Consider the following 24,228-nt stretch of genomic DNA (forward strand, 5'->3'; position numbering starts at 1 on the left):
CGGCCTCAGGGCCGCAGCGGCGGGGTGGGGAGCGCCGAGCCGTCGAGCGCCACGAGGGCCAGGACCGCGATCGAGCCCGTCCACGCGAGGGGAGCGACCGAGGCGGGCCTGCCCTCCTTGTCCACCTTCTCCGGCAGTTCACCGAGCGCGTTCCGCTTGGCCAGCACCCAGTCGAGCACCGGTCCTGCCTTCGCCGGGCTCCCCGTGGCGGCCCAGGCGAGCGCGAAGAGCGCCGTACTGGGCGTCCAGGCGTTCCCGCCCCAGGGCGCCGTGGCGTCGTTTCCGGGGGTCAGGCCCCCGTTGGGCAGGAGCAGCGCCCGGTACGTGGCGTCCAGCGCGCCGGGCAGGCCGGCGGGGGCCGCGTTGAAGGGGGGCGCCATGAACGTCACCGCGCTGTCGCGTCCGTGCCGTCCGTCGACGGTGCGCTGGTACCCCAGGGGGGCGAACCGCGCCGAGATCCCGGCCGAGAGCCGCCGCGCCGCCCGGGCCCAGCGCGCCGCGTCGTCCGGCCGGCCCGCCTCCCGGGCGAGGTCGGCGGAGGCGTTGAGCCCGGCGAGCAGCGGTGCGGCCGTACCGATGTTCGTGGTGGCCGTCATCAGCTCCCAGTAGTCGGGGGAGGCCGGCGGCAGCCCGTCCGCCCGCAGGGAGGCCGCCGCGCGGTCGGCCGCCTTGCGGATCATCGGGTAGAGGGGGGTCAGCCGGAGGCGGCGGGTGGCCGAGGGGGCCGTCTGGTACCACTGCCAGGTGGCCCACGGGACCCAGCCGTTGGCGTCGAGCTGCCACCACCTGCCGTCGGGCGGGCCGGAGGCGTCGAGCTTCGTCCGCGCCTCCCAGGTGCCGTCCGTGCGCTGGGTCGCGGCGCTGTAGCGCAGGATCCGGTAGGCCTCCGCGTCGTGGCCGGTGTGCGCGAACGCGGCGGAGGCGAAGCTGGAGTCGCGCGGCCAGGAGTACTGCCAGCCGGGGCTCCACCCCGCGGCCACGGCGCCGTTGGGCCGGAGCAGGGCGCGCATCGCGAGGAGGGCCCGCTCGGCCGCCGCGCGCTGGGCCGGCGACCTGCCCGGGATCCGGCCGGAGGCCAGCCAGGCGCGGCTCTGCGCGATCTGTCGCACGGCCGGCGGATGGCCGTCGGCGACCACGAGCGACGTCTTCCGGCCGGCGGGCAGGTACTTCCACCGGCCCGACGCCAGCCGCAGGACGTTGCTCCCGTCGACGTACCGCGCGCCGTCGGCGACGGCCGGCGGAACCCCTTCGGCGGCGGTCGTGTTGGAGAGGAGCCCGACGGTCGGTGCGACGAGAGCCGACAGCGGCGCGTGACTGCCCGCGGGGCACAGGGGGACGGTGAAGCTCGCGAAGGCCGCCGTGGCGACCGCCCAGCAGCCGAGGACACCGGGCATCGCCACTCCCTCCGCCGGCCCCGGGCCCGTGCGGACCCGGCCTCCCCATCCTGGGAGCACCGGGCGGAGGCTGCCACGGAACGCCCGCCGCCCGGGTGAGCGCGGGACGCCTAGGGGCCTCGTGGCTCCCCACCCGTCCTGGCGCACCCGGGATGCAGGGGGCGGTGGGCCGTGCACACGATGGGGGCTCGCGGGCCCGCTGCGAAGAGGTGGTGAATGAGCACTGCTGCGAGGGAGGACGAGGGCGTCCACGCCCCCGGCCCCGCGGTGGGCGGGGGAAGGGGCGGCCGCCCCCTGCTGCGCGGGCTCCTCCCGGCGGCCGGGGCGACGCTCGTCGCGGCGGCCGGCGGCCTGATCGCCGTCGGGTGCTTCCTCGGTCTCTACGTGCGGCCCACGTCGGACGACTGGTGCGCCGCGTGGAAGGCCCGTGACCTGGGAGTCCTCGGTATCACCTCCGATTTCTACCTGACCCAGAACGGCCGGGTCACCAACGCCTTCCTGAGCGGTGTCGTCTACGGTGACGGACTCGCCGGGATCAAGATCCTGCCGACGGTCATCGTCGTCTGCTTCACCGCCGGGCTGGTCCTGCTGGGGCGTGAGCTCGTCCGCTTCCTCGGCGGCCGGCCCCGGCCGCTGGTCCTGACCGCCTGCGCGCTGGTCGTCCAGGCGCTGGTCTACTTCGCGGGCACCCGCAGCTACCAGGTGCTGCTGTGGGCCCCTGCCACGATCTCGCACACCGTTCCGAGCGTGATCGGCGTGTGGGCCGTCCTGCTGGCCCTGTGGACCGTCCGCGGTCCGCGGTCCCCCGTCCGCGTGGCCGGTTTCGTCTCGGCGTTCCTCATCGGTTTCGCGCTCGGCACCCTGAGCGAACCGTTCGCGCTGGTCAGCGGTCTGCTCGCCGGCCTGGTCGGGCTGCTCTGCGTCCCCCGGTTCGGCCTGGCACGAAACTGGCGTCCGTTCACCTGGTGCCTGCTCTGGTGCGCCGGCCTCGTCTGCGGTCTGGTCGTGCTCTACACCTCGCCCGGCGCCCGGTGGCGGCGGGCCCAGCAGCCGGACAAGGAGTCCCTGCTGTCCGCGGGCGAACTCCGGGGCACCGTCGCGGACTGGCTGCGCGTGTGGGACTCCGTCACCGGCCAGTGGGCCTACCTCGGGGCCGCCGCCGTCGGCGTCCTCCTGGGCCTGGCGTGCGGCCTGCGGGGACGGGCGCCCGGGAAGCGGGAGCCGCGGCGGGCCGTCCCGCGCCGGATGCTGACGGCCGCGCTGCTGCTGCCGGTGCCCGTGGTGGTGCTGGGGTCGTTCGCGGTGGTGGTGGGCCTGCGCAGCGGCTACGGCCCGAGCGGGTGGACGTACGCCCGTACGTGGACGAACTTCCTCGTGCCGATGGAACTCGCGCTCTGCGGCTACGGCGCCCTGCTGGGGGCCCGGGGCGGCCGGCGGCTCGCGGGCCGCCGCTCCGCCGACGCGTCCCTCGCGACCGCCGCCGTCGCGGCCGGCTGCCTCGCCCTGGCCTCGGTGGCCGCGCTCGTCCCGAACGTCCGCCAGCTCACCACGACCACGGTCGCCCGCTCCGTCGCCTGGGACGCCCAGAACGCCCGCATCCGCACCGAGGCCGCCCACGGGGCGACGGACGTCGGCTACCGGCCCCTGTACATCGGCGCCCTGGCCGAGCCCTTCTTCACGGCGGACTACGACCGCGACTGGGTCGCCACCTGCGTCGCGAACTGGTACGGCGTCACCCGCGTCCACCCCCGCTGACACCCGGGCAACCGGGCAACCGGCCCGGAGAGGCCCTAGCGGGCGAGGGCGCGCAAGTGGGCGCGGATGACGCGGACGGCGTCCTCCGCGTCGTCGACCGTGACCGTGAAGAGCTTGCCGTCGCCGAGGCGCAGTTCCAGGCCCTCGCCCCGGCGGACGATCACCGCGGTGCCCTTCTCGGGGCGCCAGCGGTAGCCCCAGCCGCCCCACTGCTGCGGGGTGATCCGCGGGAGGAACTGGGCGGAGGTCACCTCGGTGAGCCGGATGGTGCGGCGCGGCAGCCCTATGTGGCCGCAGCGCACGATCAGGGCCTCGGAGTCGATGGTGACGGCGACGTGCACGAAGGCGAGCGTGCCGTAGAGGATGAGCAGCCCGGCGGCGAGGCAGCCGGCCACGGCCATGAGGAGCGGGACGAAGCCGGAGGTCCAGGCGTTGTCGACGGCGAGCTCGATGCCGAGCGCCAGACAGGCCGCGCCGGCCGCTGCGAGCAGCCACTGCACGCGGTTGGAGGCCCGGCCCGTCCAGAACGGACCCGGGGGGTGAGCCGTCATGTGTAGCAGCGTACTCACGTTGCGCCGGTACGCCACTGCCCCTCGCCCGGTCGGATCAGCGCGCCCGCCGGCGGGTCCTCAGCCGGGGAGCAGGCCGACGAGCGCGTCGCGCAGAGCGGGCCGGCGGACGGTCATGAAGCGGTGCAGGTTCCGGGAGCCGAAGGCCACGCGCTGGGCGCTGCGGCGGCGCTCGGTGTCGTACGCGCGCAGGGCGCCGGGCAGCCCGGACGGTCCGCCGGCGGTGCCGGTGGCGGCGACGGCGCGGGTCAGTGCCTCGGCGTCGAGGAGGGCGGTGCAGGCGCCCTGGCCGAGGTTGGGTGTCATGGCGTGGGCGGCGTCGCCGACGAGGGCGACCCGGCCGTCGGCGACGAAGGTGGGGAGTGCCGGGTGGAGGTGGCGCATCTCGTACCGGATCCAGGTCGCCGGGTCGGTCTCGGCCAGGACGCGCGGGACGGGGTCGTGCCAGTCGGCGAAGGCGTCCCGTACCTCGCGGGCGGTGGTGGCCTCGGGGACGGTGGCGTACCAGTTGGTGCGGCCGGGCTCGACGGGGGTCATGCCGAAGAAGCGGCCGGCGCCCCAGGTCTCGCCGTACACGCCGGTCTCGAAGCCGGCGATGCCGATCCAGGCGACCGTGCCGATCGGGCGCGGCCCGCTGCGGTGCCCGAAGTACGCCGTGCGGACCACGCTGTTGATGCCGTCGGCGCCGACGACCAGACGGTCCGGCTCGGCGGCGAGTGCGGCCGCGTCGGCGAGGCGGTGCCCGTACTCGATCCGTACGCCGCCGAGCCGGTCGAGCTCGGCGAGCAGCGCGTCGATCAAGTAGGGGCGGGATATCAGCAGTTCCGGCCTGCCGGCCTTGCGTTCGATCCGTTCGAGCGGGAGGGCGGCCAGCACCGTGCCGTCGGGGCGCCGGATACGGGCGTCACGGTACGGGACGGCCCGCGCCCGCAGCGCGTCGCCGAGGCCGAGGCGGTCGAGGGCGGCCTGGGCGGTGGGGTGGATGCCGAAGGCGGTGCCGTAGCGGTCGGGTGCGGTGCGGCGCTCCAGGACGGTCACCGTCCAGCCCGCGCGGCGCAGCCCGATGGCGGTGGCGAGCCCGCCGACCCCCGCCCCGACCACGACGGCCTCGTTCTCGTTCACGGCTTCGGTCTCGGTCTCGGTCTCGCTGCTCATGGCGCGTCCCTTCACCTGCGTCCCAGCCCCACTACCACACCCGTGGTACTACATCTGTGGTACCACGGGTGTAGTTAGGGTGGCAACGTGAATCAGGACCGGAGGGACCGGCTGCGGGACGCGGCCATCGCCGTACTGGCGGAAGCGGGCGGGCGCGGGCTCACCCACCGGGCCGTCGACGCGGCCGCCGCCGTGCCGACGGGCACGGCCAAGAACTACTTCCCGACCCGGGACGCCCTGCTGCGGGCCGTCGCCGAACGCTGCGTCGAGCAGTACCGGGCACTGGCCGCGTCCCTGGCCGGGGCCGGGCCGGGGCCCGCCGATGCGCAGCAGCTCGCGGCACTGCTGGCCGGGCTGCTGCGGAACGTCGCCGGGCCCGGCCGGCCGCGCGTCCTCGCGTACCTGGAGCTCCAGAGCGAGGGGGCACGGCGGCCGTGGCTGGCCGCGCTGCTGGACCCGATCGCCGCGGCGGACTTCGCCGCGTACGCACACCTGCTGGGCGCGGCCGGGCTGCCGGCCGGGCCGGAGCAGGCCCGCGCCCTCACCCTCGCGCTGCACGGCGCGATCCCCCACCTGCTGTCCGGCGCTCCGACCACCCTGGCGGCGGCCGGCCTGGACGACCTCGACCGTTTCGCCCGCACCCTGCTGGCCGCCGTCTGCCCCGAGGAGACCCGGTGACCACCCGCCTCGACCGCGCCGTGGGCGCCGTGCTGGGCTCGGCGGCGGGCGACGCGCTCGGCGCGCCGTACGAGTTCGGCCCGGCCGGACAACTGACCGCGCGCGGGGAGGAGATGCGCGGGGGCGGCGGCTGGGATCCGGGCGAGGCGACCGACGACACGCAGATGGCCGTGCTGGTCGGCGAGTCCCTGCTGGAGCGGGGAGGTCTCGAACTCCCGGACGTCTTCGCCCGGTTCCGGCGGTGGGCGGCCGGGCAGCCCAAGGACATCGGCCTCCAGACCGAGGACGTCCTGACGAACGGCGAACCGTGGGACCTCGCGGCCGCCCTGCACTTCCAGGTCAACATGCGGGCGGCGGGCAACGGTTCCCTGATGCGGGCCGCCACCTCGGCGGTGTACTTCGCCGCCGCCGGGCGGGACCGGTCCATGGACGCAGCGCGGCGGATCGCGGCGCTGACGCACGGCGACCGGGCCGCCTGGGAGGGGACGGCGGTCCTGCACGAGCTCGTGCGCGTCGCCCTGGACGGCGCCGATCCGCTCGCCGCCCTCCCGGCGACGCTCGCCGCGGTGCACCCGGACCACCGCGAGCGGTACGGCCGCGTGCTCGCCCCCGACTGGCATCCCGGCCTGGCCACCGAGTTCAACGGGGCGGTGTGGCCCTGCCTGGGCTCCGCGGTGTGGGCGCTGCGGACCACCTCCGGGTTCGCGGAGGCGGTACGGGCAGCGGTGGACCTGGGCGGGGACACCGACACGGTGGCCGCGGTGACGGGGACCCTGGCCGGAGCCCGGTACGGCCAGGGGGCGGTCCCGGAGTCCTGGACGGCCGCGCTCCACGTCCCGCTGCCCGGGTTCGGGGAGCGGGTCCTGGACGCGGACGACCTGCGGGCGCTGGCTCAGCGGCTCGCGGCGGCCGGCGGGACCGCGGCCACCGGCTCCCGCTGAAGCTCCGGGCGACGCCCCCGGCAGGCCGCGCGCAGCCGCCGGTCGGACCGTCAGCCGACGGGCGCGCCCTGGCCCGCGAGCAGTCGGCCCTCGGCGTACGCGAGCGCGGCGGCCGGCAGGGAACCCTCGCGCCCGCTGCGCAGCACGGTCAGTCCGCCCGTGCGCGGCAGGGCGGGCTCCGGCCGGGCGCCGAGGCGGCGCAGCGCCTGGACGGCGACGGCCTCGGCGGAACCGTGGAAGACGAGCTCGGCTCCCCCCGTCCGCGCGGCGAGGGCGGCCCGGATGGCGGTCTCGACCAGCTCGTAGTGCGTGCAGCCGAGCACGACGTCGGTGACGTCGGACGGGGTCAGCGCGGCGGCCGCGGCCACGGTGGCCGCCACGGCGGCGTCGTCGGCGGCCTCCACGGCGTCGGCCAGCCCGGGGCACGGCACCTCGGTGACCCGGACCCCGTCGGCGAAGTCGCGGATCAGCCCGCGCTGGTAGGCGCTGCCGGTGGTGGCGGGGGTGGCCCAGATCGCGACGCGGCCGCCGGCGACCGCGGCGGGCTTGATCGCCGGTACGGTCCCGATGACCGGGATGGCGGGCTCCAGCTCCGCGCGCAGGGTGTCCAGGGCGTGCACGGTGGCGGTGTTGCAGGCCACGATCAGCGCTTCCGGGCGCCGCTCGGCCGCGGCCCGGGCGACGGCGAGCGCGCGCTCGGTGAGGTCGGCGGGGGTCCGCGGTCCCCAGGGCATCCCGTCGGGGTCCGAGGACAGGACCAGGTCCGCGTCCGGCCGCAGCCGGCGCACCGCCGCGGCCGCCGCGAGGAGGCCGATTCCGGAGTCCATGAGCGCGATCTTCACCGGGCCACCTTAGTCGACCCCCACCCGGCCCGGGCCCTCCACCGCCAACACCCACCCCCGCCACCCCCGCCCGGCGCACCCCGCGAGCCACCGGCCGACCCAGGCCAGGCCAGGCCGGGCGCCGTTCGCCCCACCCTGCGAAAGCCAGGGCACCCCGCCGGACCATGCCCGGCGCGAGCCACCGGCCGGGCCGGGCCGGGCGCCGTACGCCCGCCCCGCGGGGACCGCCGCACCCGCGCCGGACCATGCCTGGCGCAGCCCGCGGGCCACCGGCCCGCCCGGGCCGGGCCGGGTGCCGTTGGCCCGCCCGGCGAGGGCCGCCGCACCCGGCGCGGGCGGATGCGCGACACGTCCGCCCGGGCCCGGCACACTGCCGCCATGGGCCTCCTCACCGCCGCCTGCGCGGCCTACGCCTCCCTCGCCGCCTGGCTCTGGCTCACCCTCGCCCAGGGCATGTTCTGGCGGACCGACGTCCGCCTCCCCCCGCGCACCGCCCCCGCCCACTGGCCGTCCGTCGCGATCGTCGTCCCCGCCCGCGACGAGGCCGAGGTGCTGCCCCGCAGCCTGCCCTCGCTCCTCGCCCAGGACTATCCCGGCGAGGCCGAGGTCATCCTCGTCGACGACGGCAGCACCGACGGCACGGGCGCCCTCGCGCTCCGGCTCGCCGCCGGGCAGCCCGGGCTCCCGCTCACCGTCTCCTCCCCCGGCGACCCCGCCCCCGGCTGGACCGGCAAGCTCTGGGCGCTGCGCCACGGCATCGCGCTCGCCCGCACCGCGCACGCCACCGAGCCCGACTTCCTGCTCCTCACCGACGCCGACATCGCGCACGAGCCCGACAGCCTGCGCGAACTCGTCGCCGCCGCCACCTCCGCCGACCTCGACCTCGTCTCGCAGATGGCCCGGCTGCGCGTCGCCGGCCTCTGGGAACGGCTCGTCGTGCCGGCCTTCGTGTACTTCTTCGCCCAGCTATACCCGTTCCGCCGGATCAACCGGCCCTCCGCCCGCACCGCGGCGGCCGCCGGCGGCTGCGTGCTGCTGCGCACCGAGGCCGCCGTGCGTGCCGGGGTCCCCGACCGCATCCGCCAGGCCGTCATCGACGACGTCTCCCTCGCCCGCGCGGTCCACCGCTCCGGCGGCCGGATCTGGCTCGGGCTGGCGGAGCGGGTGGACAGCGTGCGCCCGTACCCGGCGCTCGCCGATCTGTGGCGGATGGTCTCGCGCAGCGCCTACGCCCAACTGCGCCACCAGCCCCTCCTGCTGGCCGGGACGGTCGCCGGGCTGGTGCTCGTCTACCTCGTGCCCCCGGCGGCCCTCCTGACGGGGCTGGCGGCCGGACGGCCCGCGACCGCCTGGGCCGGAGGCCTCGCCTGGCTCCTGATGGCGGGCACGTACCTGCCGATGCTGCGCTACTACCGGCAGCCCGCCGCGCTCGCTCCGCTGCTTCCGTTCACGGCCCTGCTGTACCTCCTGATGACCGTCGACTCGGCCGTTCAGCACTACCGGGGCCGCGGCGCGTCCTGGAAGGGCCGAACCTATGCCCGTCCCAGCGACGCCTGAAACGGCGAACTGCTGCCCGACACGGCGTCATCCGAGGTCACCGCATTGTGACGCTGCGTCAGCGCGAAGTCGGTGCAACACCCAACCGGTGAGTACGAGTAGGAACAAGGTGGGGTGGAAGTGGCGAATCGTGCACGTGAACGTCAAGTGAAAGGTGAGGCTCTGACCTGCGAAGATGCAGGTCAGGGCGGTGTTGACGGCACCTCGCTATGGACCCGGTGAAGTCGTGGGCTTAACTTAGGTCCCATGACCTCCCCCCGCTCCACTTATGGCGGCGGTTACTACTCCGCGCCCTCCTTCCCGGACACCCCCATCTACGACTCCCTCGTCGCCGAACGGGGCACTCCGCAGATCGCCCCGATCCGCGTTCCGTCCGCCTACGAGTCCCCGAGTGCCGGCTACTCGAGCGGTGGGTACCTGCCGGCCCTGGCGTCGGCGCTGCCCGCGCTGCCGCCTGCGGCTCCCCAGCAACAGCACACCTCCGGGTACGGGTACCCGTACCAGCAGCAGGCCGCTCCGCAGCCGATGCCGCTGCAGCACGCGCCCGCCCCGTACATCCCGCAGCAGCAGCCGGTTCCGGCACGTACCGGGTACGTGCCGCAGCCCCAGCCGCAGCAGCCCCGCCCGGCCGCCATGGCCACCGGGTACGAGGCCATGCGCCCGGCCGCGCCGCGGCCGATGCAGGTGCCCGCGCCGGTGCCCGCGGCCTCGTACGAGGACCCGTACGGCCGTCAGTACCAGGGGCGTGGTTACTGACCGGGCCACCGGGAGGCGCCGGGGCAGCGGAGGGGGCTGGCAGTATTCCCCCATGTCGAACTTGCACGTCCAGGCGCTCCACATCCATCCCGTCAAGTCGGTAGCGGGGACCGCTCCCGACGAGGTGGCCGTGGAGCCCTGGGGCCTGTCCGGGGACCGGCGCTGGGCGCTGGTCGACACCGGGGGCACCGTCATCACCCAACGCCGCCATCCGCAGCTGGCCTTGGCGGCGGCCCGCCCGGTGCCCGGCGGCCGGATCGCGGTGACCGCGCCGGGCATGGCGGAGCTGGTCGTGGACGCGCCCGAGCCGGGTCCGCTGGAGCCGGTCGTCCTGTTCGGGAAGAAGGTCGAGACCGTGGTCGCGGCGAGCGCCGCGGCCGACTGGTTCAGCGCGTACCTCGAAGAGCCGGTGCGTCTGGTGCATCTGGACGACCCGGCCGTACGGCGTCCCGTGGATCCGGACTACGCACTGCCCGGCGAGACGGTGAGCCTCGCCGACGGCTATCCGCTGTTGATCACCACCCTCGCCTCGCTGGACGCGCTCAACTCGCTGATCGCGCAGGGGGACCATCCCGAGGAGGGTCCCCTGCCGATGAACCGTTTCCGCCCCAATGTGGTGGTATCGGGCGCCGAGGCGTGGGCGGAGGACGGCTGGCGGCGCATCGCGATCGGCGACGCCGTCTTCCGCGGGGCCCGGGAATGCGGCCGGTGTGTCGTCACCACCACCGACCAGCGGACGGCGCAGCGGGGCAAGGAACCCCTGAAGACCCTGGGGAAGCACCGGAGGATCGGCAAGTCGCTGGCGTTCGGGCGGCTCCTGGTGCCGGTACGGCTGGGCACGCTGCGCGTCGGCGACGAGGTCCGCGTCCTCGAATGACGCACATGATGCGAAGAGGGTGAAGGACGTGCCGGCACTGACCAGCCGGCTCGGAATGACACCTTCGGGGGGCTCCGCGTCCGCGCTGGAACCAACAGGCACGACCTTGCCGTTGGAGCAGTCAGGACACGTGGGCAGAGGGAGACTGGCACAAGTTGGGGGAGCCGGACCGTGCGGACAGCAATGGGTGTGTGGCGTTGGCGGCGCAATCCGCTGCGCCGGCCGACCGATCTCTTCGAGGCATGGGTGGCGTTCGCCGCGCTGGTGTGTGTGCTCGTGGTGGCTCCGGCCATCGGATGGGTCGCGGGCGTCCGGGTGGACGGCACGCTGCAGCAGGCGGCTCAGGAGCAGCGGCAGGAGCGTCATCTCGTGCCGGCGGTGGTGGTCCGGCCCGCGCCGGTGCCGGCGGAGGAGGAGGTGTCCGCCGACGCGTCGGCGCAGCGGACCGCCCCGCGCCGTACGCAGATCGTGGCCTCGTGGACCGCGCCGGACGGCAGCAGCCACGAGGGGACCGTGCCGGCCGCGGAGGAACCGCCGCGCGCCGGCGACCGGTTCCGGATATGGACCGATGCGCGCGGCCGGCTGGTCGGGCAGCCGCTCGACCCGTCCGCGGCCGCGTTCCACGCGGGGATGGCCGGCCTGGCCGCCGCGATCGGGGTGGCCGCGCTGGGCGAGACGGTCCGGCGCCTGGTCGTACGACGGCTCGTGCATCGGCGGTACATACGTCTGGACCGGGCCTGGGCGGCCGCCGGACCGGACTGGGGTCGAGCGGGCGCGGGCAGTTGACCTGGCACCTCTTCGGCTCCGCGCGCGCTACGGTGACTCCAGTGGTTCCGGTGACTTCAGACTTCAGTGGCTTCGGTCGCATCGGCAGCGCGAGTACGAGGGTGGGGGCACGACAGCACCATGGTTCAGGGCACGGTCCAGGTGACGCACGGCGGGTCTTCGCGGTGGCGGCGCCGCTCCGGTGAGTATCCGACGCTGACCGCCGCGCTCGCCGCCGCGGGCGACGGGGACGTGCTGACCGTCGCCCCCGGCACCTACCGGGAGAACCTGGTGCTGCACCACGCCGTCACCCTGCGCGGACCCGAGGGCGGGCTGGGGTCGGTGCGGATCGCCCCGCTCGACGGGGTCGCGCTGACCGTGCGCGCCTCGGCCGTGGTCCAGGACCTGTACCTGGAGGGCCAGGACCGGGCGGCGCCCGCGCTGCTGGTGGAGGACGGCTGCCCCGAGCTCACGGACCTGCGGGTCAGCACCCACTCGGCGGCCGGCATCGAGGTACGCGGCCCCGGGGCCCGGCCCCTCGTGCGGCGGTGCACGGTGGAGAACCCGGCCGGCGTCGGGATCGCCGTACTGGACGGCGGCGGCGGGGTGTTCGAGGAGTGCGAGGTCGTCGCCGCCGGGCAGACCGGCGTCTCGGTGCGCGGCGGGGGCCGGCCCCGGCTGGAGCGCTGCCGCATCCACCACGCCACGGGCGCCGGCATCGGGGTCACGGGCGAGGGCTCGGGCCTGGAGGCGCTGGGCTGCGAGGTGTACGAGGTCAAGGGCGCCGGGGTGCAGATCGCCGCCCGTGCCACGGCCCGGCTCACCGACTGCGCGGTGCACCGCACCTCGGCCGACGGGGTCACCCTCGACACCGACGCGGTCCTCACCCTGGCCGGCTGCGACATCCACGACATTCCGGAGAACGCCGTCGACCTGCGGTCGCGTTCGGTGCTCACCCTCAGCCGCACCACGGTCCGCCGCTTCGGCCGCAACGGTCTGTCCGTGTGGGACCCCGGCACCCGGGTGGACGCCGAGTCCTGCGAGATCCACGACAGTACGGGCGACTATCCGGCGGTGTGGATCAGCGACGGCGCCACCGTCGCCCTCGATTCCTGCCGGGTGCACGACGTTCCGGACGCGCTGTTCGTGCTGGACCGGGGCTCGCGCGTCGACGTGGTCGACAGCGACCTGTCCCAGGTCCGCAACACCGCCGTCTCGGTGAGCGACGGGGCCACCGCGCAGCTCGACGACTGCCGGATCCGCGAGGCGGCCACCGGGGCCTGGTTCCGCGACCACGGCAGCGGCGGCACCCTCGCCAACTGCACCATCGACGCCGTGCAGACCGGCGTGATCGTCACCAAGGGCGCCGATCCGACCCTGGAGCGGTGCACGGTCACCTCCCCGGCCGAGGCCGGGTACTACGTGTCGGCGGGCGGCCGCGGCACCTTCACGGCCTGCCGGGTGACGGGCAGCTCCGGTTTCGGCTTCCACGTCATAGACGGCTGCCGCACCACCCTGACCCGCTGCCACACCGAGCGCTGCGCCCGCGGGGGCTACGAGTTCGCGGAGGACGGCCCGCTCGCCGAGGAGTGCACGAGCGACGAGTCGGGCCCGCGCCTGGCCGCCCAGTCGGCCTCGGGCGGCGGGTTCGCCGGGGCGCAGGCGGGGATCCGTACGGTCACGGCGGCGCAGAGCTCCGTACCGCCGCCGGCCCAGGCGTCCGCGACCGTACCGCGGCCCGCGTCGGACCGGCCGGAGGACGGCGCGGCGGCGGCCGCGCGGGGTTCCGGCGAGGTGCTGGGCCAGCTCGACGCGCTGGTGGGCCTGGACAGCGTCAAACGCGAGGTGCGGGCGCTCACCGACATGATCGAGGTGGGCCGGCGGCGGCAGCAGGCGGGCCTCAAGGCCGCCTCGGTGCGCCGGCACCTGGTCTTCACCGGCTCCCCCGGCACGGGCAAGACCACGGTCGCCCGGCTGTACGGGGAGATCCTCGCCTCCCTCGGGGTGCTGGAGCGCGGTCACCTGGTCGAGGTGTCCCGCGTGGACCTGGTCGGCGAGCACATCGGGTCCACGGCCATCCGTACGCAGGAGGCCTTCGAGCGGGCGCGCGGCGGGGTGCTGTTCATCGACGAGGCGTACGCGCTGGCCCCGGAGGACTCGGGCCGGGACTTCGGGCGCGAGGCGATCGACACGCTGGTGAAGCTGATGGAGGACCACCGGGACGCGGTGGTGGTGATCGTCGCCGGGTACACGGCGGAGATGGACCGCTTCCTGACCGTCAACCCGGGTGTGGCCTCGCGGTTCTCCCGGACCATCACCTTCGGCGACTACGGGCCCGGGGAACTGCTGCGGATCGTCGAGCAGCAGGCGGAGGAGCACGAGTACCGGCTCGGGGAGGGCACCTCCGAGGCCCTGCTGACGTATTTCACGGAGCTGCCGAAGGGGCCGGCCTTCGGCAACGGCCGCACCGCGCGCCAGACCTTCGAGTCGATGGTGGAGCGGCACGCGGGCCGGGTGGCCCAGCTGTCGGAGCCCAGTACGGACGAGCTCACCCTGCTGTTCCCGGCGGATCTCCCGGCCCTGCCGGCCCTGCCCGCTCCTTGCTGACACGGGCCCGCTGAGCGGGCAGGTCGCCCCGCGCGGCCGCGTCCAGCCGGGCCAGCAGGGCGTCGCGTTCGGCGGCGAAGGCCGGATCGGCCTGGTAGTCGGAGTGGCCCAGGATCGGCGCGGGCAGCGGGTGGCGGACGCTGCGTCCGTAGGCGATCGGATCGGCGAGCGGCCCGCGGTCCACGTCCTGCCCCGCGCCGGGAAGCGCCGGGCCGCCGATGGGGTCGGTGGCCCGCCACAGGTTGCGCCAGCAGTCGACCTCGGCGTGCAGGGCGGCGAGCGGCCCGGGACCGAAGTAGGCGGGGAACCAGCGGCCGTAGAGCCGGCCGAGCGGGGATCCGTACGTGAGCAGGGCGACCCGGCGGCGGGCGGGCGGCGGGAGTTGCCAGACGGCCGCCGCGGCGAGCACGCTGCCCTGGGAGTGGCCGGAGATGACGAGGCGGCCGCCGGTGCGGCCGGTCCAGCCGGCCATTCGCCAGGTCAGGTCGGGGACGGCGCGCTCGGCGTAGCAGGGCGGTGCGAAGGGGTGGGCGGCGCGCGGCCAGAAGGTGCCGACGTCCCACAGGATGCCGATGGTCCGGCGGGCGGAGGGGTCCCGGTAGGCGCGGCGGCCCCAGGTGACGAAGACGGCGATGCCGAGGCCGATGAGCCAGGACCCGGCGTCCTGCGCGGCGCGGGCGGCCCCTTCGAGCAGCGGCTGGGTCCCCCGGGCCGCCTCGCCCGGGACCTGCCCGCTGAGCCAGGCCCCGGCGAGGGCGCCCGCGCCGAGCACCAGGGTGATCCCGGAGACGGCCGCGACGAACCAGGGCGCGGAGTCGGTGAGCGCGGCCGCGGTCCGCGCCCCGGCGATCCGGCGGCTGCGGGCCCCGTCCGGCGCCTCCCCCGGGTATTCGGCGGCCACGGCCGCGGCGAGGCGGCCCCGGGCACGGGCTCCGCGCACCGCGAACCAGACGGCGAGCAGGGCCAGGACGAGCAGCATCGGCGGTAACACGGCGGCCTGCCACGACAGCAGTACGGGCGGCCCGGGCAGCGGGGTGCCGGCCATCCCGGGCGTGGCCCCGCCGTCCAGCCAGTCGGCGACCCGCTGGGCGACCCCGCCGGACATCACCCCGCCGAGCGCGCAGCCCAGCATGGCGACGGCGGGCCCGCCGAGGCCGTGCAGGGCGGCCGCCGGATCGGGGGCCCGCCGGTGCAGGGACCGGGCGACGGCGGCCAGGGCGAGCACGCAGCAGCCCTGCCCGAGCATGAGCACCCCGAAGGCGAAGTCCCCGGGGAGCCGCCCGGTGGAGGCCCAGCCGGGGCGCGACCAGCAGGCGTGGAGGACGACGACGGCGAGCAGGGCGAGGGCCGCGCCGGGCAGCAGCGCGACGGCGGCCCGGTCGAGCCGGTGGTCCGCCCGGACCTCGGAGCGGCCGCGCCGGCAGACGACCCAGGCCACGGTGACGGCGCCGGCGGCGAGCAGGGCCAGGATGACCCAGCCGAGCGCTTCGAGTACGGGGGCGGCGGCCCGCCGGTCGTAGCGGGCCGTGGGGACGGCGACGGCCACCGCCACGGTGAGCAGCCCGGCGGCGGTGTGCGCGGCGCGCAGCCGGGCCACGATCCGGCGGCCGTACCAGAATCCCGGGCGGCCGAGCGCGGGCGCCGTCCCGGAGGCGGCGTCCGGGTCGGCGGAGCCGGCGGGCGGCGGCTGGGACTCGTAGGCGCTCCAGGTGCGGTTGGACAGGAACCAGAGCAGCCCGGTCAGCGCGGCGGGGACCAGCGCTCCGAGGGCGAGGCGGCGCCCCGGCTGGGCCCACCAGCCGCCGCCGGGCGCGGGGAAGCCGAGCCAGGAGCGGGAGCCGGTGCACGTGCCGGAGCCCGCGCACTGCCAGGCGAAGAGGTCGAGCGCCACCTCGCAGGCGGCCGCGATCAGCAGCACGGTCAGGCTGAGCGCGAGGATCCGTACGAGCACGCCGTACGTGCGCACCGCGCGCGGGGCGGGGTCGGCGGCGGGCGTGGCCGGCCGGGCCCAATGGGCGAGGTTGGCCACCATGAAGGGCAGGAGCAGCAGCCACAGGGCGCGGGCGCCGTTGCCGGAGGTGAGCCGGGACCAGCAGTAGGCCTCGGGGACGGGCCGCCCGGCGTACCGCTCGGGGTGCGCTTCGGCGTCGGCGTCCTCGGTGCGGCGGAAGACGGCGGCGGTGGAGTCGCCGGTGACGCGGACGGTGCGCGGGTCGCCGAGCAGCTCGCCGGGGGCGGCGCCGGCGACTCCGTGGACGAGGAGTTCGAGGGCGAGGGGAGGATCCGGGGTGGGACGGTCGGGCACAGCGGCCTCCGCTCGCGGGGGCGGGATCGGCGCGACTCCAGCATCCCGCGCGCCGCCTCCCGTGCCCAGGCCCCGCGCCGGGGGAATCCCCCACGCGGGGGCGAATTCACCGAGACGGGAACGGGGCGGGGAACCGGGCGGGTAACCCGTGCGAGATCGCAGCGGACTTCTCGGGGCCGCCCGGCTATGGTGACGCCCACGCAGATCCCGAACCTCGTCCCAGGGGGTACCGCCATGGCTCGCCGACTCCGTCCGGTGGGGCTGGACTTCATCGACGACGCACCGATCCGGCTGGTCTTCGCCACCGAGGCGGCGGCGCCGCCCGAGGCCGTGTACCAGGCGCTCGCCGAGGAAGTGGCGGGCTGGCCGAGCTGGTTCAAGGCGGTGACCCTGGCCCGGCCCACGCACGGCGGCGCGGGCCGCGAGGTCAGGTTGATGGGCGGGGTGCGCTTCCAGGAGACGATCATGGCCGCGGATCCCGAGCAGCGCTACGCGTACCGGGTCGACACGACCAACGCCCCCGGGGTGCGAGCCCTGTTGGAGGAGTGGCGGCTGACACCGGCCGGCTCGGGCACGCACGTCCGCTGGACCTTCGCCGCGGACGGCTCGGCCCCGTTCCGTCTCGGCCTGACCGCCGCCCGCCCGGGCCTGGGCCACTCCTTCCGCACGGCGGTCCGCACGCTGGACGCGCGGCTCACCGCCCGGCGCGCGGCGGATCAGTAGCCGGGTCCGCCACGGTGCCGGTCGCGCGGTGCGCTTCGGCCAGGTCTCCGTAGCCGCCCGCACCCCAGACGGCCCCGCGGAACTGCTGCAGGGTCATCGCCGGCCCCGTTCCGAGATGGACCACCGCGCACCGCGCGCAGCACCAGCCGCGGGACCAGACCTCCTCGGCGGCATCCCGGCCGGCCGCGATCCGGGTCCGGAACGCCCGTTGGGTCCGCACGGCCGAGACGATCAGCAGGACCGCCCCCAGCAGGGCGAACGCCGAGATCCAGGCCAGGAACAGCAGCTCGGCCTCGGGCTCGGGCGCGGTGGCCCACGTGGCGCCGCCCCAGAGCGTCATCGACCCGTGCTCCACCTCGGCCGCGGGCGCGTCGGCGAACCAGTGCCCGCCCGCCGCGCCGCCGATGAACGTACCGATCGACAGCAGGACCAGCAGCACGCCCAGCGCCGTCCGCCCCGCGGTCACCGGCGGCGGCGGGGCGACGGCCAGCGCCTCGGCCAGCCTCGGGACGACCTCGAGGGTGCTGATGCCCCGGTCGCCGCCGGCTTCCTCCCGGTACCTGCTGTGTCCGCTCACGCAGATGGCGGGGACGGCCCGCACCTCGTCCGAGCGGCGGCAGCTCGGACACTCCAGCCGCGTCGCCCGGGTACGCGCGTCCCGTTCTGGTCTGTTGTACTCGATGCCCGCCATGGCTCCCCCAATGTTCCGCCCCGCGCAAAAGTCCGCACAGCGTAACCAGCCGACTCGGCTGCACCCAGGGCGTTTTCGTCCCCGGACCGTCACGGTCGCGCCACGGACCCGGTCAGCCAGGTCGGGCCGGTCAGGTCGTCGGGCCAGTCAGGCCGCCGGGCCGGTCAGGCCGCAGGCTCGCGCCAGACCCCGGTCGTCAGCAGGGTGTCGATGGTCTTCGCGTACGGGGCGATGTCGAGCCGCTGCGCCGCCAGCCACTCGTCGGAGTAGTACTTGTCGAGGTAGCGGTCGCCCGGGTCGCACAGCAGGGTGACGACGCTGCCGGTACGGCCCTCCGCCACCATCTCCGAGATGATCTTCAGGGCGCTCCACACACCGGTGCCGGTCGAGCCGCCCGCCTTGCGCCCTATGGCCGTCTCCAGCGCGCGGCAGGCCGCGATGCTCGCCGCGTCCGGGACCTTCATCATGCGGTCGATGGCGCCGGGCACGAAGCTCGGTTCCATCCGCGGCCGGCCGATGCCCTCGATGCGCGAGCCGCAATCGCTGCTCGCGTTCGGGTCGTTGTTGGTCCAGCCGTCGAAGAAGCAGGAGTTCTCCGGGTCCGGGACGCAGATGCGGGTGTCGTGCTGCATGTAGTGCACGTAGCGCGCGATGGTCGCCGAGGTGCCGCCGGTGCCGGCGGTCGCCACGATCCAGGCGGGCTCGGGGAAACGTTCCAGCTTGAGTTGCTGGTACATCGATTCGGCGATGTTGTTGTTGCCGCGCCAGTCGGTGGCCCGCTCGGCGTACGTGAACTGGTCCATGTAGTGCCCGCCCGTACGGGCGGCGAGCTGCGCCGACTCCTCGTACATCTTCATCGAGTCGTCCACGAAGTGGCATGCGCCGCCGTGGAATTCGATGAGCCGGCACTTCTCCGGGCTGGTCGTGCGCGGCATGACGGCGATGAAGGGAACGCCGATCAGCTTGGCGAAGTACGCCTCGGAGACGGCGGTGGAGCCGGACGAGGCCTCGATCACCGGGCGGCCGGGGCGGATCCAGCCGTTGCAGAGCGCGTACAGGAACAGCGAGCGCGCCAGGCGGTGCTTGAGGGAGCCCGTCGGGTGCGTGGACTCGTCCTTGAGGTAGAGGTCGATGCCCCACTCCTCGGGGAGCGGGAAACGCAGGAGGTGGGTGTCCGCGGAGCGGTTCGCGTCGGCCTGGACCTTGCGGACGGCTTCCTTCAGCCAGGCGCGGTAGTCCGCGTCGCTGTGGTCGACGTCGATGGTGGTGGCCGTCGTACCAGTGCTGCCGGTGGTGCCGGTGGTGCTCATGCGCCGCGCTCCTTCATGGGTGTAATTCGCCCCCTCCTTTCGCAATGTACCTCGCTCACCTGCACAAACGTTCGCTTTGGGTTTCCATGCACATTGCTTTCGATGGCGTTCGGTTGCACTGCGCGGCACCGTGGGTGACCCTGGTGGAGCATTACCGAGGGTGCAGCACCCGTAACACTCATGTCGGGGAGTCGCAGCCGTGATCAGTCATTCCCGCAGGCACTGCGTCGTCGAACTGCAGGCCTTGCCGTCGCGGATCGGCCAAATCCGCAGAATCGTTTCTGCACAGCTGCGCCACTGGCAGCTCGATCCGCTCATAGACCGGGCTGCGCTCGGCGTGACGGAACTGCTCACGAACGTCCATCGCCACGCGCAGCCGGACAAGACCTGCATCGTCGAGATCGAACTGCGCCTCGGGCGCCTCACCGTCTCGGTGATCGACAGCGATCCGCGGCTCCCGGTGCTGCACGAGGTTCAGGCCGGCGCACTGGAGACCTGCGGACGCGGCCTCGCCCTCGTGGCGGCGCTCAGCGAGTCCTGGGGTGCGCGGCAGCAGCCCGACGGGCCGGGCAAGGTGGTGTGGTTCTCGCTCACGGCGGCCCCCGCCCCCGCGACGCCCCAGCAGCCGGTACGCATCGAGACCAGGCCCGTACGGGAACCCGCGCGGACGGTGGTCGTCTCCGTCGACCCGGGAGTCCTCGACCCGGGAGTCCTCGACCCGAGCTCCGTAGGGACGGGCGTACCGGTGGCATCGCCGGTGGGCGCCGGACCGGGGTAGCCCGGACGCCGACTCCCTGCTCGCCACGCCCTGCCTCATCGGCAGGCCTAGGCCAGGGCCCCCAGCGGGTCGTCGAGCACCGGCTGCCAGGCCAGCTCCGCCGCGCCGACCAGGCTGTTGTGGTCCAGGGTGCACGGCAGGATCGGCACGCCGCCGCTGCGCCCCCACAGGCTGCGGTCGGCGACCACCGCGCGCAGCCGTTCCGGGTCGGCGTGCAGCAGTTCCCGGTGCAGGCCGCCGAGGATGATCCGGTCCGGGTTCAGGATGTTCACCAGGCCGGCGAGGCCGAGGCCGAGCCTGTCGATCAGCTCCTCCGTGGCGGCCCGTACCGCAGGCTCCGCGGGTTCGTCGCGCAGCAGGTCGCGGGCCTGCTGGAGCAGGGACACCTCGGGGCCGGGGCTGCGGCCCGCCGCGGTGAGGAAGGCCAGCGGGTCCGCCTCGACGTCCAGGCAGCCGCGGCCGCCGCAGTGGCAGGCCCGTCCCTCGGGGTTCACGGTGAGGTGCCCGACCTCCAGGGCCAGGCCCGAACTTCCGCTGTGCAGGCGGCCGTCCAGCACCAGCGCCCCGCCGACGCCCCGGTGCCCGGTGGCCACGCACAGCAGGTGCTGCGCGCTGCGCCCCGCGCCGTGCCGGTGCTCGGCCAGGGCCGCGAGGTTGACGTCGTTCCCGGTCAGGGCCGGACCGTCGATGCCGGCCGCCTTCACGCACTCCGCGAAGATGGCCCGTACGGGAGAACCGGCCGGCCAGGCCAGGTGCAGCGGGTTCAGCGCCGTGCCCTCCGGCTCCGCAACGGCCGAGGGGACCGCGAGCCCCGCGCCGACGCAGCGGCGGCCGCTGTCCGCGAGCAGTTCGGCGCCGGCCTCCACGACCGCGCCCAGCACCTGGGCCGGGTCGGCGGAGACGGTGACCTTGCCGGGGGCGGTGGCCACGATGCGGCCGCCGAGGCCGACCAGGGCCGCCCGGAAGCCGTCCGAGTGCACCTGGGCCGCGAGCGCCACCGGGCCGTCCTCGGCCACGGAGAGGCGGTGCGAGGGGCGGCCCTGGGCGCCGCCGGCCCCGCCGGGGCGGGAGTCCACGCGGATCAGCCCGAGCGCCTCCAGCTCGGCGGCGACGGCTCCGGCGGTGGCGCGGGTGACCCCGAGCTCGGCCGTCAGGACCGCGCGGGTCGGGGCGCGGCCGGTGTGCACGAGCTCCAGCGCCGGCCCGAGCGCGCCGCGACCGCGTTCCAGTCTGGTCCGCGTGGCGGTCGTGGACGCGGATGGCGTGGTCACATCCCCCACCCGCGGCGGGGCCCCGTTGCCGTTCATGCCATCGATCCTCGCATGATCGGAGGGTGCCGGACGCCGCCGCTCAGCCCAGCCCGCCGACCCGCAGGGTGATGTTCAGCCGCCCGGTCAGCCCGAGGTCCCGCGGGCCCGTGCCCGGCAGGACCTTCGGCACTCCGTGGTAGGCCATGCGGCTCTCGCCCCCGAAGACGAAGAGATCCCCGCTGTGCAGCTCCACGTCCCGGTACGGGCGCCCGCGCGAGGCGGTGTTCCCGAAGCGGAAGACACAGGTGTCGCCGAGGCTGAGCGAGACCACCGGAGCCGCGGACTTCTCCTCGGCGTCGCGGTGCATGCCCATGCGGGAGTCGCCGTCGTAGAAGTTGATCAGCGCGATGTCGTAGACCGCGGCCGGGTCGGCCGGGTCAGGCAGGCCGGGCTGGTCAGGAAGGCCGGGCAGCTCCGGCACGTCCGCGTACGCCGCGGCCACCGCCTCCCGCCCCAGCTCGGCGAGCCACCCCGGCATCGGCTTGACCGGCGCCCCGTCCCCGTCCACGACGGTGCGTGCGTACCCGTACGGATACCAGTGCAGCCCGAGGCACACCTGCCGGGCGGTCATCACCCCGCCGCCCGGGGTCCGTACGGTGCGCAGGCCGGCCGGCGGACGGGCCCACGCACGGCAGGCCGCCAGCAACTCGCCCTGCCGCCCGGCCCCGAGCCAGTCGGGCACGTGCACGGCGCCGGGAGCGATCAGGGTCCGCTCGCGCGGGAAGAGTTCCCCATCCATGCCCCCATTGTCGCGGGCGGGCTGATAAGACTCCCGGTATGGAGATCACCGAACTTGTGAAGACCCTCGCACGAGAGGGCGAGCTGCTCGCCGACGTGGCCGAACAGGCCGGTACGGACGCCCCGGTCCCCACCTGTCCCGGTTGGCACGTCACCGACCTGCTGCGCCACACCGGGTCGGTGCACCGCTGGGCGGCCGGGTACGTGGCGGAGCGGCGGCTGGAGCCGGTGGGCTTCCCGGACGCGCCCGAACTGGCCGGCGGCGAGCTGCTGGCGTGGTTCCGGCAGGGCCACGCGGACCTGGTGCGCACCCTGACCGAGGGCCCGGCCGACGTGCAGTGCTGGACCTTCCTCCCGACGGCCCCGCCGTCGCCGCTCGCGTTCTGGGCGCGGCGCCAGGCCCACGAGACGGCCGTGCACCGGATGGACGCGGAAGCCGCGCGGGGTGTGGCGTTCTCCCCGGTGGAGCCGGAGTTCGCGGAGGACGGGGTGGACGAGCTGCTGACCGGCTTCCACGCGCGGCCGCGCAGCCGGGTGCGCACCCCGGAGCCGCGGGTGGTGCGGATCCGGGCCGCCGACACCGGCGCGGTGTGGACCGTGCACCTGTCGCCGGAGCCGGCCCGGACGGTCCTCGGTGACACGGGCGAGGCGGCCGACTGCGAACTGACCGGGGAGGCGGCCTGGCTGTACGCGGCCCTGTGGAACCGGCTTCCGCTGGCGGGTCCGGGCGTGACGGGCGACGTGGCGCTGGCCCGGCTGTGGAGCGAGACGGCCGGAATCTGAACCGGGCGCGGCGGGAGCGGCGCGGGCGGCGCGGCGCGGGCCTCCTTGTGGCACACGGTGCGCGCTGTGAGACTGCACGCATGGAGCAGCGTACACAGGCGGACCGGGACGCGATGACGATCGAGATCGGCTACGCCTTGGTCAGCGCCGGCTTCGCGGCCGCCCTCGTCTTCGGCGCGGTGTACGGGCCCGTGCTGGCGTTCTCCCTCTCCTCCCCGGTCGGCCACGCCTTGACGGTGGCCGGAGGAATCGCGGCGGGCGCGGTCTTCCTCCTGCGGATCGCCCACGTCCTGTGGCACTTCGCCCGCCGCCCGGAGAACGACGGTCGCTGAACGGCCGGGCGGCTTAGGTGGCAGGACGGCTTAGGCGGCCGGGCCCACGGCGGACCACCAGGCGACCAGCCGGTCGGCCATGGCGTCGGTCCGGCGGTCGGCGGGGTCGAGACCGAAGTGGTCCTCCAGCTCGTACCAGAGGAACTCGCCGATCTCCGCCCGGGTGGTGCCGCGGTGGAGACGCTGGAACAAGGGGACGAGCAGGCAGTCGTACTCGTCCTGCGACAGGTCGGCGACGCCGATCGGATCCCACTCGTTGAGCAGGTACCGAAGGTTGTCGGACAGCGCGGCCGACGGAGTCCAGGGAGGCATCGGGCCAGACTGCCACCCGGCGACGGGTCCCGCCGCCGAATATCGCGGGGGCGTGGCTAGCCGAGGGTGGCCGCGTAGGTGGTCTGGGCGCGGTACTTCCATGTCGGGCCCGTGTTCCAGGGGTTGGGCATGACCGTGCTGGTGGCGTAGGCGTAGCCCGCGCCGCGGTCGAAGGCGGTGCGCAGGGTGGCGCGCATGGCTTCGGCGTCGGGGACGTCATGGACCAGGTGCCAGAACGCCGTTCCGCTCGGGTCGAGTTCGGCCCCGGAGCGGTAGCCGGCGAGCGGGTCGAAGACGTTGCCGCCGAGCCAGCCGGCGCCGGTGTACGCGGCGTACGTGTCCTCGAACGTGACGAAGACGTCCGCGGTGCGGCGGCCCGGTTCCAGGTAGCAGTCGGCTATGGCGGTGCCGGGGTTGTTGACGACGAGGTCGGGGGCGGCCGGGTCGGCGGCGTTCATGGTGTCCTGGACGTACCGGCGCAGTTCCGCGTAGTGGTCGCGGGTGGCGTTGGCGGGGCCGCAGTCGCGGCTGACCACGTCGAAGAAGATGCCGTCGACGTGGAGACGGCCGTCGGGGGTCTTGAGGTAGTTGTCGACGGAGGCCTTGACGGCGGCGATGTCGCGGTTGCCGTGGTCGGTGTGGACGTAGCCGAGCACCTTGGTCTTCTCGCCGGTGGAGGTGGTGCGTTTGCGCAGTGCGTCGGCGCGGGAACGCCAGGGGGCGTCGAACGGGGCGTCCCCGTTGCCCGGGTTCAGCACGACCACGGAGGCGGCCGGACCGGTGGCGGTGAGGTCGGTCAGCATGCGGTCGTTCGCCGAGACGTACGCGGGAACGCCGATCTCCAGGCCCCGTACGCCGGGCATCCGGGGCATGGGGGGCGGGGTGGGCATCGGGGCGTCGGCCGTGACCACGGACGCGTCGCGCGCCGACACGGTGACGGCCGGCGCCGGCGCGGCCAGTAAGAGGGTGGCCAGGACGGCATACAAGGCCTTTACGGCGCGAGGCATGAACGTTCCTCCGGCGGCGGCAGGGGGGCGACCTCAGGAACAC

The 24,228-nt window shown here is 75.2% G+C and carries 23 protein-coding genes; 12 read left to right on the forward strand and 11 right to left on the reverse strand.

Features of this window, described 5'->3' with window-relative positions:
• Positions 1-5 precede the first annotated feature (5 nt).
• Positions 6-1,394 carry a hypothetical protein gene (locus ACFYZ4_RS02050; RefSeq protein ID WP_390782721.1) on the reverse strand — a complete coding sequence of 463 codons (1,389 nt, stop codon included), beginning with the start codon at positions 1,392-1,394 and terminating at the stop codon, positions 6-8.
• A gap of 216 nt (positions 1,395-1,610) precedes the next feature.
• Between ACFYZ4_RS02050 and ACFYZ4_RS02055 the strand changes: the two genes are divergently transcribed.
• Positions 1,611-3,149 carry a DUF6056 family protein gene (locus ACFYZ4_RS02055; RefSeq protein WP_390782722.1) on the forward strand — a complete coding sequence of 513 codons (1,539 nt, stop codon included), beginning with the start codon at positions 1,611-1,613 and terminating at the stop codon, positions 3,147-3,149.
• Positions 3,150-3,184: 35 nt separating this feature from the next.
• On the opposite strand, the gene ACFYZ4_RS02060 is transcribed toward ACFYZ4_RS02055, so the two are convergent.
• Positions 3,185-3,700, reverse strand: a complete 516-nt coding sequence (locus ACFYZ4_RS02060; RefSeq protein ID WP_390782723.1) for a hypothetical protein — start codon at positions 3,698-3,700, stop codon at positions 3,185-3,187.
• A 78-nt stretch (positions 3,701-3,778) separates the two neighbouring features.
• Positions 3,779-4,873: an FAD-dependent oxidoreductase gene (locus tag ACFYZ4_RS02065; RefSeq protein WP_390782724.1), complete on the reverse strand. Its 1,095-nt coding sequence runs from the start codon at positions 4,871-4,873 to the stop codon at positions 3,779-3,781.
• A gap of 87 nt (positions 4,874-4,960) precedes the next feature.
• Here ACFYZ4_RS02065 and ACFYZ4_RS02070 point away from each other — a divergent pair, with 87 nt between their 5' ends.
• Both ACFYZ4_RS02070 and ACFYZ4_RS02075 read left to right on the forward strand, forming a co-directional pair.
• A complete protein-coding gene (locus tag ACFYZ4_RS02070) occupies positions 4,961-5,551 on the forward strand; it encodes a TetR/AcrR family transcriptional regulator (protein ID WP_390782725.1) in 591 nt (196 codons plus the stop codon).
• Positions 5,548-6,492 carry an ADP-ribosylglycohydrolase family protein gene (locus ACFYZ4_RS02075; protein WP_390782726.1) on the forward strand — a complete coding sequence of 315 codons (945 nt, stop codon included), beginning with the start codon at positions 5,548-5,550 and terminating at the stop codon, positions 6,490-6,492. Before ACFYZ4_RS02070 ends, ACFYZ4_RS02075 begins: the two co-directional genes overlap by 4 nt.
• A gap of 50 nt (positions 6,493-6,542) precedes the next feature.
• Here ACFYZ4_RS02075 and ACFYZ4_RS02080 read toward each other — a convergent pair whose 3' ends face one another.
• The gene (locus tag ACFYZ4_RS02080) at positions 6,543-7,334 is read right to left on the reverse strand and encodes an aspartate/glutamate racemase family protein (protein ID WP_351286794.1); all 792 of its coding nucleotides are present in this window, start codon (positions 7,332-7,334) and stop codon (positions 6,543-6,545) included.
• 378 nt (positions 7,335-7,712) lie between these two features.
• Here ACFYZ4_RS02080 and ACFYZ4_RS02085 point away from each other — a divergent pair, with 378 nt between their 5' ends.
• From ACFYZ4_RS02085 to ACFYZ4_RS02105, 5 genes are all read left to right on the forward strand, one after another.
• The gene (locus tag ACFYZ4_RS02085) at positions 7,713-8,891 is read left to right on the forward strand and encodes a glycosyltransferase (protein WP_390782727.1); all 1,179 of its coding nucleotides are present in this window, start codon (positions 7,713-7,715) and stop codon (positions 8,889-8,891) included.
• Positions 8,892-9,137: 246 nt separating this feature from the next.
• On the forward strand, positions 9,138-9,647 hold the full coding sequence (locus ACFYZ4_RS02090) for a DUF6643 family protein (protein WP_351286798.1): 510 nt from the start codon (positions 9,138-9,140) through the stop codon (positions 9,645-9,647).
• Between the two features lie 52 nt (positions 9,648-9,699).
• Positions 9,700-10,524: an MOSC domain-containing protein gene (locus ACFYZ4_RS02095; RefSeq protein WP_384349291.1), complete on the forward strand. Its 825-nt coding sequence runs from the start codon at positions 9,700-9,702 to the stop codon at positions 10,522-10,524.
• Positions 10,525-10,695: 171 nt separating this feature from the next.
• The gene (locus ACFYZ4_RS02100) at positions 10,696-11,310 is read left to right on the forward strand and encodes a hypothetical protein (protein ID WP_351286800.1); all 615 of its coding nucleotides are present in this window, start codon (positions 10,696-10,698) and stop codon (positions 11,308-11,310) included.
• Positions 11,311-11,430: 120 nt separating this feature from the next.
• Positions 11,431-13,896, forward strand: a complete 2,466-nt coding sequence (locus ACFYZ4_RS02105; RefSeq protein WP_384349294.1) for a right-handed parallel beta-helix repeat-containing protein — start codon at positions 11,431-11,433, stop codon at positions 13,894-13,896.
• Here ACFYZ4_RS02105 and ACFYZ4_RS02110 read toward each other — a convergent pair.
• Positions 13,838-16,201 (reverse strand): hypothetical protein, encoded by a 2,364-nt coding sequence (locus ACFYZ4_RS02110; RefSeq protein ID WP_390782728.1) that lies wholly within the window; start codon positions 16,199-16,201, stop codon positions 13,838-13,840. The genes ACFYZ4_RS02105 and ACFYZ4_RS02110 overlap by 59 nt on opposite strands.
• A gap of 234 nt (positions 16,202-16,435) precedes the next feature.
• On the opposite strand from ACFYZ4_RS02110, the gene ACFYZ4_RS02115 reads away from it, so the two are divergent.
• Positions 16,436-16,924, forward strand: a complete 489-nt coding sequence (locus tag ACFYZ4_RS02115) for an SRPBCC family protein (RefSeq protein ID WP_351286805.1) — start codon at positions 16,436-16,438, stop codon at positions 16,922-16,924.
• On the opposite strand, the gene ACFYZ4_RS02120 is transcribed toward ACFYZ4_RS02115, so the two are convergent.
• Both ACFYZ4_RS02120 and ACFYZ4_RS02125 read right to left on the reverse strand, forming a co-directional pair.
• The gene (locus tag ACFYZ4_RS02120) at positions 16,896-17,615 is read right to left on the reverse strand and encodes a hypothetical protein (protein ID WP_390782729.1); all 720 of its coding nucleotides are present in this window, start codon (positions 17,613-17,615) and stop codon (positions 16,896-16,898) included. The two genes, ACFYZ4_RS02115 and ACFYZ4_RS02120, sit on opposite strands and share 29 nt — an antisense overlap.
• A gap of 164 nt (positions 17,616-17,779) precedes the next feature.
• Positions 17,780-18,925, reverse strand: coding sequence for a PLP-dependent cysteine synthase family protein (locus tag ACFYZ4_RS02125; protein ID WP_351286809.1), 1,146 nt, complete (start codon positions 18,923-18,925; stop codon positions 17,780-17,782).
• Between the two features lie 199 nt (positions 18,926-19,124).
• Here ACFYZ4_RS02125 and ACFYZ4_RS02130 point away from each other — a divergent pair, with 199 nt between their 5' ends.
• The gene (locus ACFYZ4_RS02130; protein ID WP_390782730.1) at positions 19,125-19,703 is read left to right on the forward strand and encodes an ATP-binding protein; all 579 of its coding nucleotides are present in this window, start codon (positions 19,125-19,127) and stop codon (positions 19,701-19,703) included.
• Between the two features lie 47 nt (positions 19,704-19,750).
• Here ACFYZ4_RS02130 and ACFYZ4_RS02135 read toward each other — a convergent pair whose 3' ends face one another.
• Together ACFYZ4_RS02135 and ACFYZ4_RS02140 are read right to left on the reverse strand one after the other, a co-directional pair.
• Positions 19,751-21,010 carry an ROK family protein gene (locus ACFYZ4_RS02135; protein WP_351286813.1) on the reverse strand — a complete coding sequence of 420 codons (1,260 nt, stop codon included), beginning with the start codon at positions 21,008-21,010 and terminating at the stop codon, positions 19,751-19,753.
• Positions 21,011-21,053: 43 nt separating this feature from the next.
• Positions 21,054-21,752 (reverse strand): alpha-ketoglutarate-dependent dioxygenase AlkB family protein, encoded by a 699-nt coding sequence (locus ACFYZ4_RS02140; protein WP_390782731.1) that lies wholly within the window; start codon positions 21,750-21,752, stop codon positions 21,054-21,056.
• Positions 21,753-21,790: 38 nt separating this feature from the next.
• Here ACFYZ4_RS02140 and ACFYZ4_RS02145 point away from each other — a divergent pair, with 38 nt between their 5' ends.
• Both ACFYZ4_RS02145 and ACFYZ4_RS02150 read left to right on the forward strand, forming a co-directional pair.
• Complete coding sequence (locus ACFYZ4_RS02145) at positions 21,791-22,534, forward strand: maleylpyruvate isomerase family mycothiol-dependent enzyme (protein WP_390782732.1); 744 nt, start codon at positions 21,791-21,793, stop codon at positions 22,532-22,534.
• Between the two features lie 80 nt (positions 22,535-22,614).
• A complete protein-coding gene (locus tag ACFYZ4_RS02150) occupies positions 22,615-22,866 on the forward strand; it encodes a DUF6332 family protein (RefSeq protein ID WP_390782733.1) in 252 nt (83 codons plus the stop codon).
• Positions 22,867-22,896: 30 nt separating this feature from the next.
• On the opposite strand, the gene ACFYZ4_RS02155 is transcribed toward ACFYZ4_RS02150, so the two are convergent.
• Together ACFYZ4_RS02155 and ACFYZ4_RS02160 are read right to left on the reverse strand one after the other, a co-directional pair.
• Entirely contained in the window at positions 22,897-23,178 is a 282-nt protein-coding gene (locus tag ACFYZ4_RS02155; protein ID WP_351286820.1) for a hypothetical protein, read from the reverse strand.
• Positions 23,179-23,234: 56 nt separating this feature from the next.
• Positions 23,235-24,185 (reverse strand): spherulation-specific family 4 protein, encoded by a 951-nt coding sequence (locus ACFYZ4_RS02160; protein ID WP_390782734.1) that lies wholly within the window; start codon positions 24,183-24,185, stop codon positions 23,235-23,237.
• Positions 24,186-24,228: the final 43 nt, after the last annotated feature.

Source organism: Streptomyces sp. NPDC001513 (assembly GCF_042894695.1).
Taxonomy (GTDB): Bacteria; Actinomycetota; Actinomycetes; order Streptomycetales; family Streptomycetaceae; genus Streptomyces.